Below are 15,615 nucleotides of genomic sequence, written 5' to 3'. Positions count from 1 at the left end.
TAGGGAGTAGGGAGTAGGGAGTAGGGAAATAAGCAAAAAATATTTATTCCCTTAGTTGCACAATATTAATAACTCAACTTGCTGTATCAATTTCTCATGTAGTAAGTTTAACTCTGGCTCAATAAAGCTTTTTTTTCAACCAAAAGCTGATAGCTAATAGCTGACCGCTAAATGCTTATTTTAATCAATTACAGGATTAAGCTTTTCTTTTTCAGTTATTAATTTTCTCGGCACCATAACTGCTAAAGCTAAAGGAACTACCTGAAAATTAGCCGGAGTATAAGTAACAATTTCTCCATCAGTATTAATAGGACGAGGTTTACGAGTATAAACACTAATTACAGAGCCAGAGAGAGAACGAAAACCAAAACTTTCTTGATATTTTCCTTGCCATATAGAAGGTAACATACCAATAAATTGCCAACAATATTTCACTTCTAGGCTGTATAAATCTAATCTTTGGTCATCAATTGTAGCATCGTGAGCAATGGTCATACCACCTCCATAGTGTTTGCCATTTCCTACAGCAACTTGTAAAGTTTTGACTATTTTTGATTCACCATTACAACGAATTTCTGCTGTAAAAGGGCGACTTTGTAAAATCATTTTACTAGCAGTAATAGCATAAGCTAATACACCCCACCGACGCTTTGCTTCTTTAGTTAAATTATTAGTAATATCTACACTTAATCCAATACTGGCAACATTGAAAAAATATTTGCCATTAACTACACCTAAATCTATATAACGTTTTTTGCCAGTAGCGATCGCTCGACAAGCTTCAAATAAAGAAATAGGAATTCCCAAAGTTCTAGCTAGATCGTTAGCTGTTCCTAATGGTAAAATTCCCAAGGGTAAACCTGTTTCTACTAGAGCATCTACGGCTAAGTTTAATGTGCCATCTCCACCACCAATAATTATCAGATTTACCTGATTTTTATACTCTTGAATAAAATGGTTAAAATCCTGAGGATATTCAGTTTCTTTGCAGATAATTTCTAGGCCAAAATCTTGTAAATAGGTTAAGGCTAAATCTAGATTATCTTGAACTTTTCTAGCATGGGGATTTACCAATAAAAGAGATTTTTTTGATTCTATCTTATCTTGGTTCATAAAGAAATTCAAAAGTTAAAAGTCAAAAATCAGAACAAAAGAAAGGATTAAATAAAATTAAAAGTTAAAAGTCAAAAGTCAAAAATCAGAACAAAAGGAAGGATTTAAGCAAGGAAATTGTTTAAGGATATACTGAGTAAGGTCTGTATTTATGGGAAGTAGCAAATCCGATAACTGTATAACCGGATTTCATATTATTGCTGAGAGCTGACAGCTAATAGCGGAATGGTTACATTTTTTTTATCAGAGGTAAGTGCTTATGCAAAATTAATTACATATTTTATTAGACATCTCTAATCTTATCCATAAGTTATCAATTATTTATGCTTATTCTCTGATTCCCTCTTTCAACTCGGAAATTTATTTTGCACGACTAATTATAAATAATTAACTAATTTATTGTGTTAAAAAATATCCACTTCATTAGTCATAAAAAAACTTTCTCTTTCCTATGAAACTTTCGCCCTACTCATGTCAAGTATTATTAAACAACTGTAATCAGAATTTTCCCAACTTTTAGGGATGTTCCATGGAACGTCCCTAGATTATGGTTAATTAATCTAACTTGATATTATATCAAGTCTTATACCAAGCGTGATAAATGTTTGTTACAAATAGGTAGGGTATTTTTTAGGAGTCAGTCGGACCGAGTCAGGAGTCGTATGGGAATAGCTTCGATGCTTTTTTTTAGTTCATAAATCATCTTTTTAGTCAAAGGAACATCTCCTGTAAAATCTTTTTATCGTCCTTATTATTCCGTAACATTATTTTTTCATGCATGGTATTATTACAGCAGATTTCATCAAGCGTTAAGTACAGATATGGTAGGCAAGATGTCTGCACTACATCAGCAAAAAATTGAGATTGCTTCCCTCCACTTCGTTCCAGTTGCAATGACATAGTTAAGTTGAATTACATTAATTGCCGAATAATCAATAATTAATAATTCTTAATTAAATAATTCACCCTTTAAAGCCTCCTCTTTCAAGGGGAAAAAGCGGTCGGAAAGCGGAGCATTCCGAAGGATGGGATGGCGAGGTTTCCTCGCTTGCCTCCAATCTCCCCTCGAGAAAAGTGCTCTTAAATTTCCTTATATTCAATTCCGTTGCGGTTTTAACCTTCTTGTAATTATCCATTATCCATTATCGATTATCCATTATCCATTAATGAATACTCTCTACTCTCCTGAATGTGGATTTATTTCCTGAGTTTAAATTCATCAAATTTTACTACTTCAGAATTAGGTTTTCTTGTATCAAAATAGTAACTACTAACTGTTCCTGTCTCGGTCTCAAAAATACTAAAAGCTGTAATATCATTACTGGCAATATAAGGTTGAGGTTCACCATTTTCATCTAGCAAAGGAGCAATGGTTGGAATTATCGGTTCTAAACTATTAGGATTACCAACTTCTGCATATTTTTCCTGATAATTTTGAGGAACAGTTCGCTTTTTTTCTCCTAGATAAGCTCCATAACTATTACCGACATTAGATGTTTCGAGAAAGTGCATTCCACTCGGGCTAACAAAACGATTCCAAAGATGAGAATGTCCGTAAAATACTAACTGTACGCCAGAAGTTTCTAATAATGGTAAAACATCTCTAATAATATAGTCATTTTGTTGGGGATATTCATAACGAATCGTGGTAATTTTCCCATTTTCATCTCGGTCAATATATTGGATGGGATTAGTATAAGCAGGAACAATATTTTCACCGAGAGAATGAGGCGGATGGTGAAACATAACTACTTTATATTTTGCTTGTTGAAATTCCTGACTTGCTAATTCTTTTTCTAGCCAATTATATTGTTGGCTACCTTTAATAATAGGTTCAAAAATATGCTGACCGTAACCCCATTCAGCGGGATTATCAAAATCTTTTTTCCGTTCTCGATATTTTCCTCTAGCATTATCATCTAAACGGGGAACTCGCCAGATATTTGTGATATATAAAACCACTAGACGTATATCACCGAAAGTCACGGCATAATAATTTTTTTTATCTGAACTATTTTGAGGCAGAGTAAAAATTTCTTCGTATGTGTCTGTATTAAAAGAATTATTTTTTAACCAGGTATCGGGATTAATATTTTGAGGATTTTGTGGATATAAATTTTTGGCAGCTTGTCTGGGGTAGGGCTGACTAAATTGATAGTTCAAATAATTTTTCATGGAAAATATTCCCATAACTTCATGGTTGCCAATTGCTGGAAAGAGAGGCATATTTTGAATTAACTCCCCACCTTTATAAACAGTTTTTTTTCCATTTTTTTCTAATTCATAATGAGCTCTACCTTGGAGATTCGGAAAAAAAGCATTGCCTCGATTATCATCAAACCATTCTGAGGCACGGTCGGGAATATTAACTAAATCTCCAGCAAAAAAAATAGCGTCTAATTTATCAAAAGTTTCTGTTACTTTTTGCAGATTTGCTGAAGTCATTGGTTTTGATTGATGGTCCGAAGTTAGGAGAATTTTTAAAGGTGTACCTGGGGTGGGTTTAGCTGCCAGATTAAAAATTTTACTCTTCATATTTTCGCCATTTTCCTTTTCGCTAATAATTTGGTATGGCACATAATTATTAGGAGTTAAACCAACAACTTTTGCTTCATGTCGCCAGATATCTCGCATCATAGGTTGTTGATAAATTAAACCTTTTTCTATTTGTTTGCCAACGAAAGAATCTTGGTCTTCACGAGTGCGACTAAGTTTAATAGTATTTGCCTCAACAACTCGATTCAAACTTTCACCATAAACTACAAAATTTCCTTTGCCAGGAAATTCAGTAAACCAAACAACTTGTACAGAATTTTCTGTCGGAGCTTGGAGAAAAGGGTCGGTTAAAAATTCCGATTCAGGTTCGAGAGAATACATAATTATAAATATGAAAATAACAACAATAATTAAAATACCAAAAATCCAGGGATTACGATAAGAATCTCTGGGATTTTCAAATGTTTCTGGAGAAGGAATCATTTCAGTTATCAGTTATCAGTTATCAATTATCAGTTATCAGTATCTCATGGAATAGGGAGACTTGAAATTCAGTTATCAGTTATCAGTTATCAGTTATCAGTATCTCAGGGAATAGGGAGGCTTGAAATATTGAATTTTATTTTTTTTATCCCCTTTAAAGGGGAGTCTTGAAACCTGATTTTCTGGTCATAATGGATATGTTTTTCTAGAATTTAATTATAAATGGTAGGGGTTATCCTTTATTTATAATTTAGTTCAATAGGGCTACATATTAAACTTAAAACTTTCTTCTACTTCCTATTACCTTTCAGCTAAAATTGGTTCTTCTAACTCAAGAACGTATTGAGAATAAGAATTGCTGGTACTGAAGCTAAAATTTTATGGCAAATTCCTGAATGATTCTGATTATTCTTCAAGGAAAAGTCATTTCAGTTATCAGTTATCAGTACCGACCACTAAAGTCTCTAGCTTGAAATAAATATGGTGAATATTTTTTTCATCACCTTAAAAGTGAAGGTTTTAAACCTTATTTTTTAGTAAGGGATTAGAAGTCATATTTCTCTGTTTATCAAACTCAGAGATTAAGTAAAAAATTGAGATAACTGCTGTTACTGAAGCTGAAAATTTGGAGTTAGTGAGTCATATTCCTGATGTTCAAGGTAACTATCAAGGATTAAAAAATTTAGCTAGTAATTGACGAACAGGAAGTTTATTTTTGTTGAGTATACAAAAGTCGGAGATTGATTTTGAAAAAAATTTACCAGGAGGAATTGTATATTCTCAACTTATTGAGGAATTGGAAGATAAACTAGATTATCACACTCGTAAAAAAAGCTATTTCTTTCAGAAAGATTGTCATTTCAGTTATCAGTTATTAGTTATCAGTACCTTTAGCTGTTTGCGCAGCATGACCTAGGAAAGCTTCGGGATTTAAATATGGAATTCTCTTTTTTTATCCCCTTAAAAGAGGAGGCTTTAGACCAAGATTTTTCAGTAATGTAGGAGTTTTGCTATTTATTAGTTGGAGGGAACGCTTGGAGTTAGTGAGTCATATTCCTGATGTTCAAGCTAACTATCAAGGATTCAAAAATTTAGCTAGTCATTTACGAACAGGAGCTTGGTTTTTGTTGAGTATACAAAAGTCTGGGATTGATTTTGAAAAAAATTTACCAGGAGGAATTGTATATTCTCAACTTATTGAGGAATTAGAAAATAAAGTAGATTATCCCACTCGGAAAAAAAGCTATTTGTTTAAGAAAGATGGTGAAATTTTAGCTCAATAACAACTAACAATTACTTTGTTTAGACAGGACGCTTATCAGAAGTTATTCGATGAAACGGGATTTGATTTCCAAGATGTTAATAATGATAATAGCTTGGCAATATACAAAAAAAGATAAAAGTCTATTGGTACTGAAACTGAAAATTTCTGGCAAATTCCTGCGTCTTAAAATTATATTCTTTTCCTACTAATAATTTTAAGTAAAATGTTTGAGATAGCCTTTGATTCCACCAATATAAAATAGGTCTTTTAAATAAATATCTGTATCAGGTTTTAATAAATATGTTGGCTTAAATCCACATAATATAGAACTGTAAATAGCATTGCAATCAAAATGATAAACTGCCTCATTTCTATATGAAACAACTTCTTGATCTATTTCTTTAATATCAACATAGTTAGGCATTTCATCTCCTACTACCTGATTTAACAAAAGAACAAAAATACAAATTTGGTTTTTCTTGTGTTCTTTTCCACTGATTTTCCATTTAATTATATCTATAATTTTCTCGCATTTATCATGTTCTAGGTTGACATAATTCATGTATGAATAATAAAGATATTCATCTTCATCTAGTTCAAATTTATTTAGTTCTAAATCAAGACATTTCTCCAAAGTTCTATCAAAACAAGTAGTTTTAACTTGTAAACTTACTGATGTATTATTCCTGAAATAGAAATCTGTTCCATCATCTCCCCATTCATATAACTCGTAATCAACATCGCTAATTAATCTACCTAAATATTGTTTTACAGATTCTTCCCCTACTTTGCCTATCTTATAATTAACAGGACTTACGCATGAGGTAGGAAAAACTAGGATTTGAGATTGCTTCCCTTTCGGTCGCAATGACGAAAATACGTTGTACTGCGTAAGTCCTGATTAATAAATTTATCAGGAAAGTAATCCCCATTGTATTTCCATGTTAACTCTTCACAAAACCAATTCATTTTTTTTCTAAGTCATCTAACTCATCACAATCAACTAAAGAATATAGATGAATAGACTCATCAAAGTCGTATTTTCCCCTTGTAAAAGCAGGCGTCCTGTGTTTTAAATTGATAATAAATTCATCTTGTTGTGATTCTAAAATTGTCATCCAATTAACTTCTGGCATTAGATAAATTCTCAGTATTTGACTAAAATTGATTATTTTTTAAACGTTAAATTATACAACATTTTGATCGATCCGGTTAACAACTATTCACTGAAGAATTTAAAATCAATACGATGTTATCTATATAGTCTAATTCTCAAATCAATATGCTAATAGTCCAAAAATACGGTGGTACATCAGTCGGGTCTGCAGAAAGAATCAAAGCAGTGGCCCAACGTATAGCTAAAACAGCCAGCGATCGCTCGGTAGTAGTAGTCGTTTCAGCAATGGGAAAAACCACAGATGGTTTAGTCAAACTTGCCAACGAAATTTCCCCCAACCCCAATCGTCGAGAAATGGATATGCTACTATCCACAGGCGAACAAGTTACCATCGCTCTAATGAGTATCGCCTTACAAGAATTGGGAGTACCAGCTATTTCCCTAACTGGAGCGCAGGTAGGAATAGTCACAGAAGCTGAACATTCCCGCGCCCGCATTTTACAGATTAAAACCCAACGCATAGAAGAACATCTGCAACAGGGAGAAGTTGTAGTCGTTGCAGGTTTCCAAGGTATTAGTCAGACTCGCCACCAGGAAATCACAACATTAGGTAGGGGGGGTTCGGATACTTCCGCAGTTGCTTTAGCAGCAGCACTCCAAGCAGAAAAGTGTGAAATATATACAGACGTACCTGGAATCTTAACAACCGACCCCCGTATAGTACCCGAAGCACAGTTAATGTCAGAAATTACCTGTGATGAAATGTTGGAGTTGGCAAGTCTGGGTGCAAAAGTGCTGCATCCTAGGGCAGTCGAAATTGCTCGAAATTATGGAATGCCATTAGTAGTCTTATCCAGTTGGAGCGATGCACCAGGTACTCGCGTAGTTTCAGCAATACCCAAACGTCGCGCTTTGCAAGATTTAGAATTAACCAAACCAGTAGACGCCATAGAATATGACACCGACCAAGCAGGAATTTCCATGTTGCGCGTTCCCGATCGCCCTGGTGTGGCAGCTCAATTATTTTCTGGTATTGCCGTACAAAATATAGATGTAGATTTAATTATTCAATCTATTCACGAAAGCAATACTAATGATATTGCCTTTACCGTCGGGAAAGATACTTTAAAACAAGCAACAGCAGTAGCGGATGCCATACTACCTGCTTTAGGAAAAAATTCTGACCCCAGTTTGGGAGAACCGGAAGTCAAAACAGAAGAGCGACCTATTGCTAAAGTCAGTCTGGTGGGTGCAGGAATGATTGGGCGACCGCGAGTAGCAGCAAAAATGTTTGAAACTTTGGCAGCAGCAGGAATAAATATAGTAATGATTTCGACTTCGGAAGTTAAGGTCAGTTGTGTGGTTGATGCAGAAGACTGTGAAAAAGCAGTTAATTCTTTGTCTCAAGGATTTGATGTGGATGTTGCAGATATTTCTAGTAGTGGCGATTTCCTGCGGAATGCTACGCAAACGCGAATCGCCACTACTGAGTCGTCAGAAGAAGTTCCCCCACCAGTGCGAGCAGTTGCTTTAGACATGAAGCAAGCAAGACTAGCAGTGCGTCAAATTCCCGATCGCCCAGGAATGGCAGCAAAAATATCTGGTTTGTTGGCAGAGCAGAATATTAGTTTAGATATGATTATTCAATCCCAACGTTGTCATAGTGTGGATGGAGTTTTGACTCGCGATATTGCTTTTACTGTCTCTCAACCAGAGGGAGAAACTGCATATCAAATTTTGGTAAATGCAGCAGTAGAGTTTGGTTGGGGAGAAGTAGTGTTAGAGAGTGCTATTGCCAAGGTGAGTGTAGTCGGTTCCGGAATGATTGCACATCCAGGGGTAGCAGCAAAAATGTTTGAAGCGTTGGCAGCAAATCAAATCAATATTTTGATGATTGCTACTTCGGAAATTAAAATTAGTTGTGTGGTAGAAGAAGAGGATGGAGTGAAAGCGCTGCAAGCTATTCATAAAGCCTTTGGTTTGTCTGGAAATGAGGTGGTTAAAGTTCCAGCTTAAGGTTGCATAAGTAGGGGAGGAGGGGAGGAGGGGAGTGGGGGAGTGGGGGAAAAGTAACGCGCCGAAATATTTAGAATTAGGTGGTGCGTTACATTTCATTTTCATGTCACGCAGTGAAACGCACCCTACTGGACCTCATATCAAATCCGGTTGCTTCGGAGTTACAAGAAACCTGGTTTGTGGGAAGTCAATGCTACTTTTGTAGAGCATTTGATACTTTCCCCGGTTTCTCTGGTTTTTTATACCGATACTACCGGATTTGATATTACCCATTTGTTCATCAGATGTCTAATTAGTGAGAAAACTCTGATGCTGGTACAATACTGATATTCTGCATCATGCCTTGGTCTTCATGATCTAGAATGTGGCAGTGCTGCACAAAATCACCGATATAACGCTCGTAGCGAGTACGCACGACGACTGCGTAGCCTTCTTTGACCAAAATGGTATCTTTCCAGACGCCTTTTAATCCTGGATACTCTGGATCGGGCTGGTTAGGATCGCCATCAATTGCCCCCGGAACGCTAACATCCTTGCCATTTGGATCGATAATTTTGACGATTTGAAAAGGATTCACATGGATATGAAATGGATGGTTGACAAAGTAGGACGTCAAAACCCATTCCTCTGCATCACCTAGCTTGAGTTTGCGATCGATACGGTTAGGATCGTAAGGCTTGGGGTCGAAAGACGAGCCAATGCCATTGCTGACCTCAAACTGAGTAGGAGTGGTCGAAGTGTCGATAAAGAAAGCCATCTCCTGCTTGTGAGTGTGGGCAACTTCCTCATCTGTTATCTGGGGATGAGGCTCAAATAGAGCTAGTTTTAGACGATTTTCCAGATTCCGAACAACTCTTTCCTCAACCTTTCCATCAAAGCTGTTTTTAGCAGCTTGTATCAATTTATCTTTCATATAACTGTCAATATCAGTCACTTCAGAACCCTCACTAACTTCAACCACAGCCAGCAGTTGGCGACTTTCCACTGTACTGTTGACAGTTGCTGAAGCAGGAGCAGATGTATCAATTACGCAATAATCACCAGCTTCGGGGAAAACTACCAGCGCATCACTGCGGTAGCCAGGCTGCAAGGTCGTTAAATTTGTTTTCCATGCTGGAGACCTAGTGAGTCCATCCTCGGCAATGATGTAGTAGTCAATAGGATCGCCTGTACAATTTTCTTGGCTCCAACTGTCAGCCTCACTCGCAGCCAATTTCAAATAATTGCTTGTTATATCTACCTTCTTGCGAAACTCTAGGCTAATGGTGTTCCTTACGCCCGCATGAATCATCCGCCACCGCTGAATTTGGCCCTGATTGGCTTCAATTGTAGGTATAACTTCTCCATTGATACTTGTATAACGCCCGGATTCCCCCCAATAACTGGGGCTGAAATCGAAATTGCCATACTCAATTTTGCCTGTTGTGCCACTGCAATCCCAGTTAATACTACCATCGTCATTCTGACCGCAGGCGTACTGAATTTGTTCTAATACCAAGACTTCCTCCTGCATATCGTCCAGTCCTGACAATAGGGTGTCGATGTCCCCATTAATAAAGTCGTTGCTAGACTCAACCCATTGGGGCGCTCTGTTACCACGAATAATTAAAGCTCCCGCCATGCCACTTGCAACCTGAGCCGCAGTCGAGCCATGTCGGTGCGGGTGGTACCAAAAAGTGCCTGCTGGATGATCGTCCGGGATGTTGTATTCGTACGTAAAACTCTCTTCGGGATTAATCGAGACCAAAACGTTATCGCTGTTGCCTGCTGGACTAATCCATAAGCCATGGCCATGCAAATTACTACTGTTGAAGCAATGGAAGGTGTTATTTTCCTCCTCGTTACAATTTGCATCTAGCGGTAGATTATTCTGCAGATTGATGCGAACAGTATCCCCTGGATAGACTTCATCAATTGTAGGAGCTACATAGGGATTCTCCACACTTGTCTCAGTACCAACATAAGCCCGCAAGTATACATTGTCATAATATTCCTCCCCTTTTGCTGGGTTACGGATTTTGCCGTTAACGTATTGGATGTTGAGATCAAACACTTTATCTGCTTGAGCATCTTCTGGCACTACCGTCTCTCCAGAACCTAATTCCGGTGCAGTCTGGTATGTTTTAAGTGGTAAAAGTGGTATAGACCGTTGACGAAATTTTAGTAGTGGTGGATTTTTCAGGATGTGTTTTTCTGGCCTAGCCTGCACAGGAGGCAACTTTTCTTTTAATCCGTCATTAGGCGTTAATACTTGCGTTTCAAGAAATGTTTCACTTGGGGTAGATTCTTGGGGAACTTCTTGCAGTGCTTGGGCAGGTTGAGTCGCAAACATTGCGATCTGTGCCGAGATGAAAATCACCACAGCAATGTATAACCAACTGCCTAAAAAGGTTTTCCAGGCTCCTATAAAACCTGGAAAACGACAGTTGTTCGGATTTATTTTGGGCATAATGATTAACTTCCTAAAATAAAGTTTTTCAAGGGTACTTATGTCAGGCAGCCAGCTATAGTATTTCTAAACTTGAGACATAGCTACAGCAATAAACATACCTACAAAAGACAGAATAAATTCATTACCAAACTTATCCCCAAAAAGATAGTATTACAGCTTGTCAAACTCAAAGGTTATTTTAATAAAACTTTACACTGGCAATAGTTCCAGGTTATAGCTTCCTTACTTACTATTCCCTATTTCCTACTCCCTAATTACTGCTAAAAAATACTACTTAATAATGGGTGTTTAAAATCTTTAGCAGTTTTAAAATAAATTTCTGGTTCATCAATACTTGCTATTTCCTATTCCCTAATTACTACTAAAAAATACTGGTTAATAATGCATGCTTAAAATCTTTAGCAGTTTTAAAATAAATTTCTGGTTCATCAATTAATGCTAAATCAATTACTTCTGCCAATGATTGAGGGATAGCAATATTTCTCTTTCTAATCGGTACAGGTTTAGTTTGCAATACAGTCAAAATTGGGTCTTTACCAACAAAATCACGGGGATATACACCAGTTAACATATTATATAAAGTTGCTGCTATTGCCCAAACATCTACTTCCGGTTTTACATATTTAAAATCAATCATCTGTTGTCTTGGCATAAACGGAAAAGTACCCCCTTTATTTCCCGTAATTGTTTGCCCACTTAAACCAGCTAAATCAAAAGCTTTGGCTAACCCATAATCTGCTATTTTCACCACTGTTGAACTATTTATATTACTCAAAAAAATATTAGCTGGTTTAATATCCCGGTGAACCAAACCTTTCCCTTTACCAAAACTACCATCTGCTTTTTTAACATAAGGAATTTCTGCATTATGAGCATAATCTAAACCATCTAAAGCTTGTAGAATAATTGGCACTGCCATATTAATAGATAATCGATAACCACAACGCTCCAACAAATTCAAAATACTACCACCATTGCAATATTCTAAAGTAAAAAAAAATTGGCGATCGCTATAACTATAATCTTTCAATTGTACAACATTCTTATGATTTAAAGCTTTAGTATTTTCTATTTCTCTTACAAAACGATTTATAGCCTGAGGATGGGTAGCAACTTCTGGCAACATTGTTTTTAAAGCTATTAATTTTTGAGTAGAATTATTTCTAGCTAAATAAACTTCTCCACAACCACCTTTACCTAATAATTTAATTGTTCTATAGCCAGGAATTGTTATGAGATTATTACTTCCTAATCTTGGCGGAGACACAGATAATTCAACAGTTTCTGCCAAGGAAGTTTTGGGCAGAGAAACCATCTCTGGTGGCATCTCTGTTTCAGCTTCAATACTCACCTGAAAAATAGTTTTACCCAATTTAATTTGGTCTCCTGATTTTAAATCATATTCAGGAAACTGAATTTTTGCTGCTGCTTCAGGAGTATGGTGTGGTTGACGTTGCCCAATTTTTTTACCATTAACATAAGTGCCATTTCTACTACCAAAATCACGGACTCGCACATCTGGAGGATTAATATCAAGTATGCAATGATAACGAGAAATAGTACGATGTTTTTGATCACTTGGTAGTCTAGGATTGCAGTCTTTATGACGACCGATAATACAGATAGTTCTTTCTTCAAATATAAATTCTTTCCCGATCAGACTTCCTTGAATAATAGTCAGTTTGACTTGAACAGACATAAGACAATTACAACTTTAATATTTTCTGGATTGTTTATATTGATTATCTTATAAATTATCTGATCTAATATCATGTTCGCTTAATTAGACCTCTCCAGAAAAGAGGGAGTAGGGAGGAAGGTTGCATGCAACCTCCGTAAGTCCTAGGGGTAAATAATTGATGAATAAGACTACGATAATTGGAGATATCTATTAGCGATCGCAAAAAATTCCATCTTCTACGATTTGATTTTCTTTTATTGCTTTCTCCCCTTTCCCCTTATTCCCTATTCCCAGTTAAGTGTTCCCTATTTCTTATTCCCTTTACCAGAGTTAGTCCTCAATATTTAATAACAGTTCTTTTTTAATCATTGTTTTTCTTCCATTCCCAGTGGATAATTACTTCCATAAAATGGTATTATTTCATTTGGTTAAAACCGTGAGGGAATTGAATATAAGGAAATTCAAGAGTCCTTTTTTTTTCCTTAACTGGAGTTGCTTTATACCCTATTCACAAAAAAAAGCTGAATCCTAAATCTTAAACACCTTGCCAAAGTAAACAATTAAAATTATTTTCCCGTTTCTAACAAGATGAATCAGATTAAATCTACTAATTCACTAAAACTTAATGGTTGTCATACTAGAGAAAGCAATAAGAAGGAAGAAAAAAATATGGTAAACATTTCCTGTGGAATGCTGCCCAAATAGGGGTCATGTCTCAGCAATTAGCTTCGTACAAAATGAAGTTATAATCCAATACAGTTCATATCAGACCAAAACTCATATAGAACCATGATTAGTAGCTCTAGAGATTACAGAACAGGAAAAAAAATCCTTAACTGAACTGTATCGATCTATAGACTCATCTACTTTCTTTCTTCCTTATTCTCTCTTCCTTCTTCCTTATTCACAAAAAAAGCTAAATCCTAAATCTTAAACACCTTGTCAAAGTAAACAATTAAAATTATTTTCCCGTTTCTAACCAGATGAACCCCATAAAATCTACGACTCCACCAAAACTTGATAGTTGTCAGACTAACAGTAACCTCCGCCAAGATATCCTTGAATATTTTCAGAATGCTTGGCAACTTGAAGATATTTTGATGAATAGTATAGTCGGAGAAGAAACATTTTATTTGAATCCAGACCCTTTGAGAAATCCACTAATTTTTTATCTCGGACATTCAGCGGTTTTCTACATCAATAAATTAATTCGTGTGGAATTATTAGAAAAACGTATTAACTCTAACTACGAAATATTATTTGAATTGGGAGTAGATCCAGAAAAACCAGAAGAGTTAGATAGGGCGATCGCTCACATCGACTGGCCTAAACTTGAAGATGTTTGGCAGTATCGAGAAAAAGTCTATCAAATAATTTTAGACCTAATTCAGAAAACCCCTCTAAATCTTCCCATCCATCAAAATCATCCTTTTTGGGCATTAATGATGAGTATGGAACATCAACACATTCATATCGAAACTTCTTCAATGTTATTTCGACAACTACCTGTATAAAAACTAAGACGTCTTAGTTATTGGAAATATGCTCATAGTAATAATAAGATCGTTAACAATGAAATGATAGAAGTTTTTGGTGGAGTTGTCAAACTCGGCAAACCAGAAGATGATCCTACTTTTGGTTGGGATATAGAATGTGGCGATCGCCAAGTTGAAGTTGCACCTTTTGTTGCTAGTAAATATTTAATTACTAATGGGGAATTTCTAGAATTTGTCAAAACTGGTGGTTACGAAAATCCAGATTATTGGACTCAAGAAAGTTGGCTTTGGAAAACTGAAAATAATATCAAACATCCTAAATTTTGGATACCTAAAAACAGTACATCTATATATAGATATCGAGCCATGTTTGATGAAATAGATTTACCTTTAGATTGGCCTGTAGAAGTTAATCATTATGAAGCAATGTCTTATTGTAATTGGAGGGGTAAAAATATTCGTTTAATGACTGAAGCTGAATATAATTTAGCAACTGATAAAAATGGTAAAGAAGTAGAGACAGAGAATTATAATCTGAATTTTAAATTTGGTTCTCCTACTCCGGTTGGTTTCTTAGAAACTACAAAAAATGAATCGGGATTATATGATTTGCGGGGTAATGTTTGGGAATGGTTGAGCGATAATTTGAATCCTCTTTCAGGATATAAACCTCACCAACTCTATGAAGATTATTCGGCTCCATTTTTTGATAGTAGACATCATATAATGCTAGGAGGATGTTGGATAACTAGCGGTACAGAAGCTTTAAAATATTATCGTAATTGGTTCCGTCCAAATTGTTATCAATACGCTGGTTTTAGAATAGTTCAGGGGTAGTAATAACAGGTAAATAAGGTCTAAATATTCTTGAATAAAATATTCCTCTGGTATTGGGAAAAATTTGGCATAATTATAGATTCACAGAAGTTATGACTCAAAAAAAGTTTTACCTATTAACTGACCCAAGTATTATTTGTTCTTATCTGGTATCTAAATGGATTGAAGCTTTTGAAAAAATGCCAGAATTTCAAGGAATATTAGTCAAAGAGGAAGTTCAATCAAACAAAGTAATCACAGAAAGAAAAAACTTTCATCAAAAATACTTTGGTCAAAAAAATTTGACTGATGAAATATACGAATTATTAATTGATTTGTATCCTGGTATAGAAAAATTAGAAAATATCACACTATTGTTTTGGAGGTATGACAATGTTTCAGATATGGTGCGTAATCGTAAACTTGCTAAAGCAATTAGTGATTTAGGTTGGCGACAGTTCCGAACTTTAACTGAGGCTAAATGTGAAACTCACATCTTGCACCAAAAAAAGTTGATATGAAGATCGATGGCTGAAATGCTTATCTGATTGTGGGATTGAAGGTTTCTTTAAAACGGCCAAACATCAATTTAGTCTTCATCGTTTTGGGCAAAAAACTTTATTAGGGGTTGATCGTTGGTTAATTCTTTCTTTCGTCTCTTATTTATTAGCTTATTGGATT

At 35.7% G+C, this 15,615-nt stretch carries 12 protein-coding genes; 6 read left to right on the top strand and 6 right to left on the bottom strand.

What is annotated here, in order from left to right; translation table 11 throughout:
• Nucleotides 1-180: 180 nt before the first annotated feature.
• The gene (locus tag F6K22_RS04070; protein ID WP_293093594.1) at nucleotides 181-1,113 is read right to left on the bottom strand and encodes a lipid kinase; all 933 of its coding nucleotides are present in this window, start codon (nucleotides 1,111-1,113) and stop codon (nucleotides 181-183) included.
• Between the two features lie 1,197 nt (nucleotides 1,114-2,310).
• Nucleotides 2,311-4,092: a metallophosphoesterase family protein gene (locus F6K22_RS04065; protein ID WP_293093591.1), complete on the bottom strand. Its 1,782-nt coding sequence runs from the start codon at nucleotides 4,090-4,092 to the stop codon at nucleotides 2,311-2,313.
• Between the two features lie 715 nt (nucleotides 4,093-4,807).
• Here F6K22_RS04065 and F6K22_RS04060 point away from each other — a divergent pair.
• Both F6K22_RS04060 and F6K22_RS04055 read left to right on the top strand, forming a co-directional pair.
• Entirely contained in the window at nucleotides 4,808-5,008 is a 201-nt protein-coding gene (locus F6K22_RS04060; RefSeq protein ID WP_293093588.1) for a hypothetical protein, read from the top strand.
• Nucleotides 5,009-5,099: 91 nt separating this feature from the next.
• Entirely contained in the window at nucleotides 5,100-5,375 is a 276-nt protein-coding gene (locus F6K22_RS04055) for a hypothetical protein (protein ID WP_293093585.1), read from the top strand.
• A 195-nt stretch (nucleotides 5,376-5,570) separates the two neighbouring features.
• On the opposite strand, the gene F6K22_RS04050 is transcribed toward F6K22_RS04055, so the two are convergent.
• Complete coding sequence (locus tag F6K22_RS04050) at nucleotides 5,571-6,224, bottom strand: hypothetical protein (protein WP_293093583.1); 654 nt, start codon at nucleotides 6,222-6,224, stop codon at nucleotides 5,571-5,573.
• 97 nt (nucleotides 6,225-6,321) lie between these two features.
• A complete protein-coding gene (locus F6K22_RS04045; protein WP_293093580.1) occupies nucleotides 6,322-6,492 on the bottom strand; it encodes a hypothetical protein in 171 nt (56 codons plus the stop codon).
• A gap of 146 nt (nucleotides 6,493-6,638) precedes the next feature.
• On the opposite strand from F6K22_RS04045, the gene F6K22_RS04040 reads away from it, so the two are divergent.
• On the top strand, nucleotides 6,639-8,489 hold the full coding sequence (locus tag F6K22_RS04040; RefSeq protein ID WP_293093577.1) for an aspartate kinase: 1,851 nt from the start codon (nucleotides 6,639-6,641) through the stop codon (nucleotides 8,487-8,489).
• 292 nt (nucleotides 8,490-8,781) lie between these two features.
• On the opposite strand, the gene F6K22_RS04035 is transcribed toward F6K22_RS04040, so the two are convergent.
• Nucleotides 8,782-10,938 carry a multicopper oxidase family protein gene (locus F6K22_RS04035; protein WP_293093574.1) on the bottom strand — a complete coding sequence of 719 codons (2,157 nt, stop codon included), beginning with the start codon at nucleotides 10,936-10,938 and terminating at the stop codon, nucleotides 8,782-8,784.
• A gap of 364 nt (nucleotides 10,939-11,302) precedes the next feature.
• Nucleotides 11,303-12,640: a protein kinase domain-containing protein gene (locus F6K22_RS04030; protein ID WP_293093571.1), complete on the bottom strand. Its 1,338-nt coding sequence runs from the start codon at nucleotides 12,638-12,640 to the stop codon at nucleotides 11,303-11,305.
• A gap of 965 nt (nucleotides 12,641-13,605) precedes the next feature.
• Between F6K22_RS04030 and F6K22_RS04025 the strand changes: the two genes are divergently transcribed.
• The 3 genes from F6K22_RS04025 to F6K22_RS04015 all read left to right on the top strand — a co-directional run bounded on the left by F6K22_RS04025 (nucleotide 13,606) and on the right by F6K22_RS04015 (nucleotide 15,455).
• Nucleotides 13,606-14,136 carry a 5-histidylcysteine sulfoxide synthase family protein gene (locus tag F6K22_RS04025; protein ID WP_293093568.1) on the top strand — a complete coding sequence of 177 codons (531 nt, stop codon included), beginning with the start codon at nucleotides 13,606-13,608 and terminating at the stop codon, nucleotides 14,134-14,136.
• A 63-nt stretch (nucleotides 14,137-14,199) separates the two neighbouring features.
• Complete coding sequence (locus tag F6K22_RS04020; protein ID WP_293093565.1) at nucleotides 14,200-14,955, top strand: SUMF1/EgtB/PvdO family nonheme iron enzyme; 756 nt, start codon at nucleotides 14,200-14,202, stop codon at nucleotides 14,953-14,955.
• Between the two features lie 92 nt (nucleotides 14,956-15,047).
• The gene (locus F6K22_RS04015) at nucleotides 15,048-15,455 is read left to right on the top strand and encodes a hypothetical protein (RefSeq protein WP_293093613.1); all 408 of its coding nucleotides are present in this window, start codon (nucleotides 15,048-15,050) and stop codon (nucleotides 15,453-15,455) included.
• The last annotated feature ends 160 nt before the right edge of the window (nucleotides 15,456-15,615 follow it).

Origin of the sequence: Okeania sp. SIO2F4 (assembly GCF_010672385.1) — a bacterium.
Taxonomy (GTDB): Bacteria; Cyanobacteriota; Cyanobacteriia; order Cyanobacteriales; family Microcoleaceae; genus Trichodesmium.
This window is presented reverse-complemented; position numbering and strand designations above follow the sequence as displayed.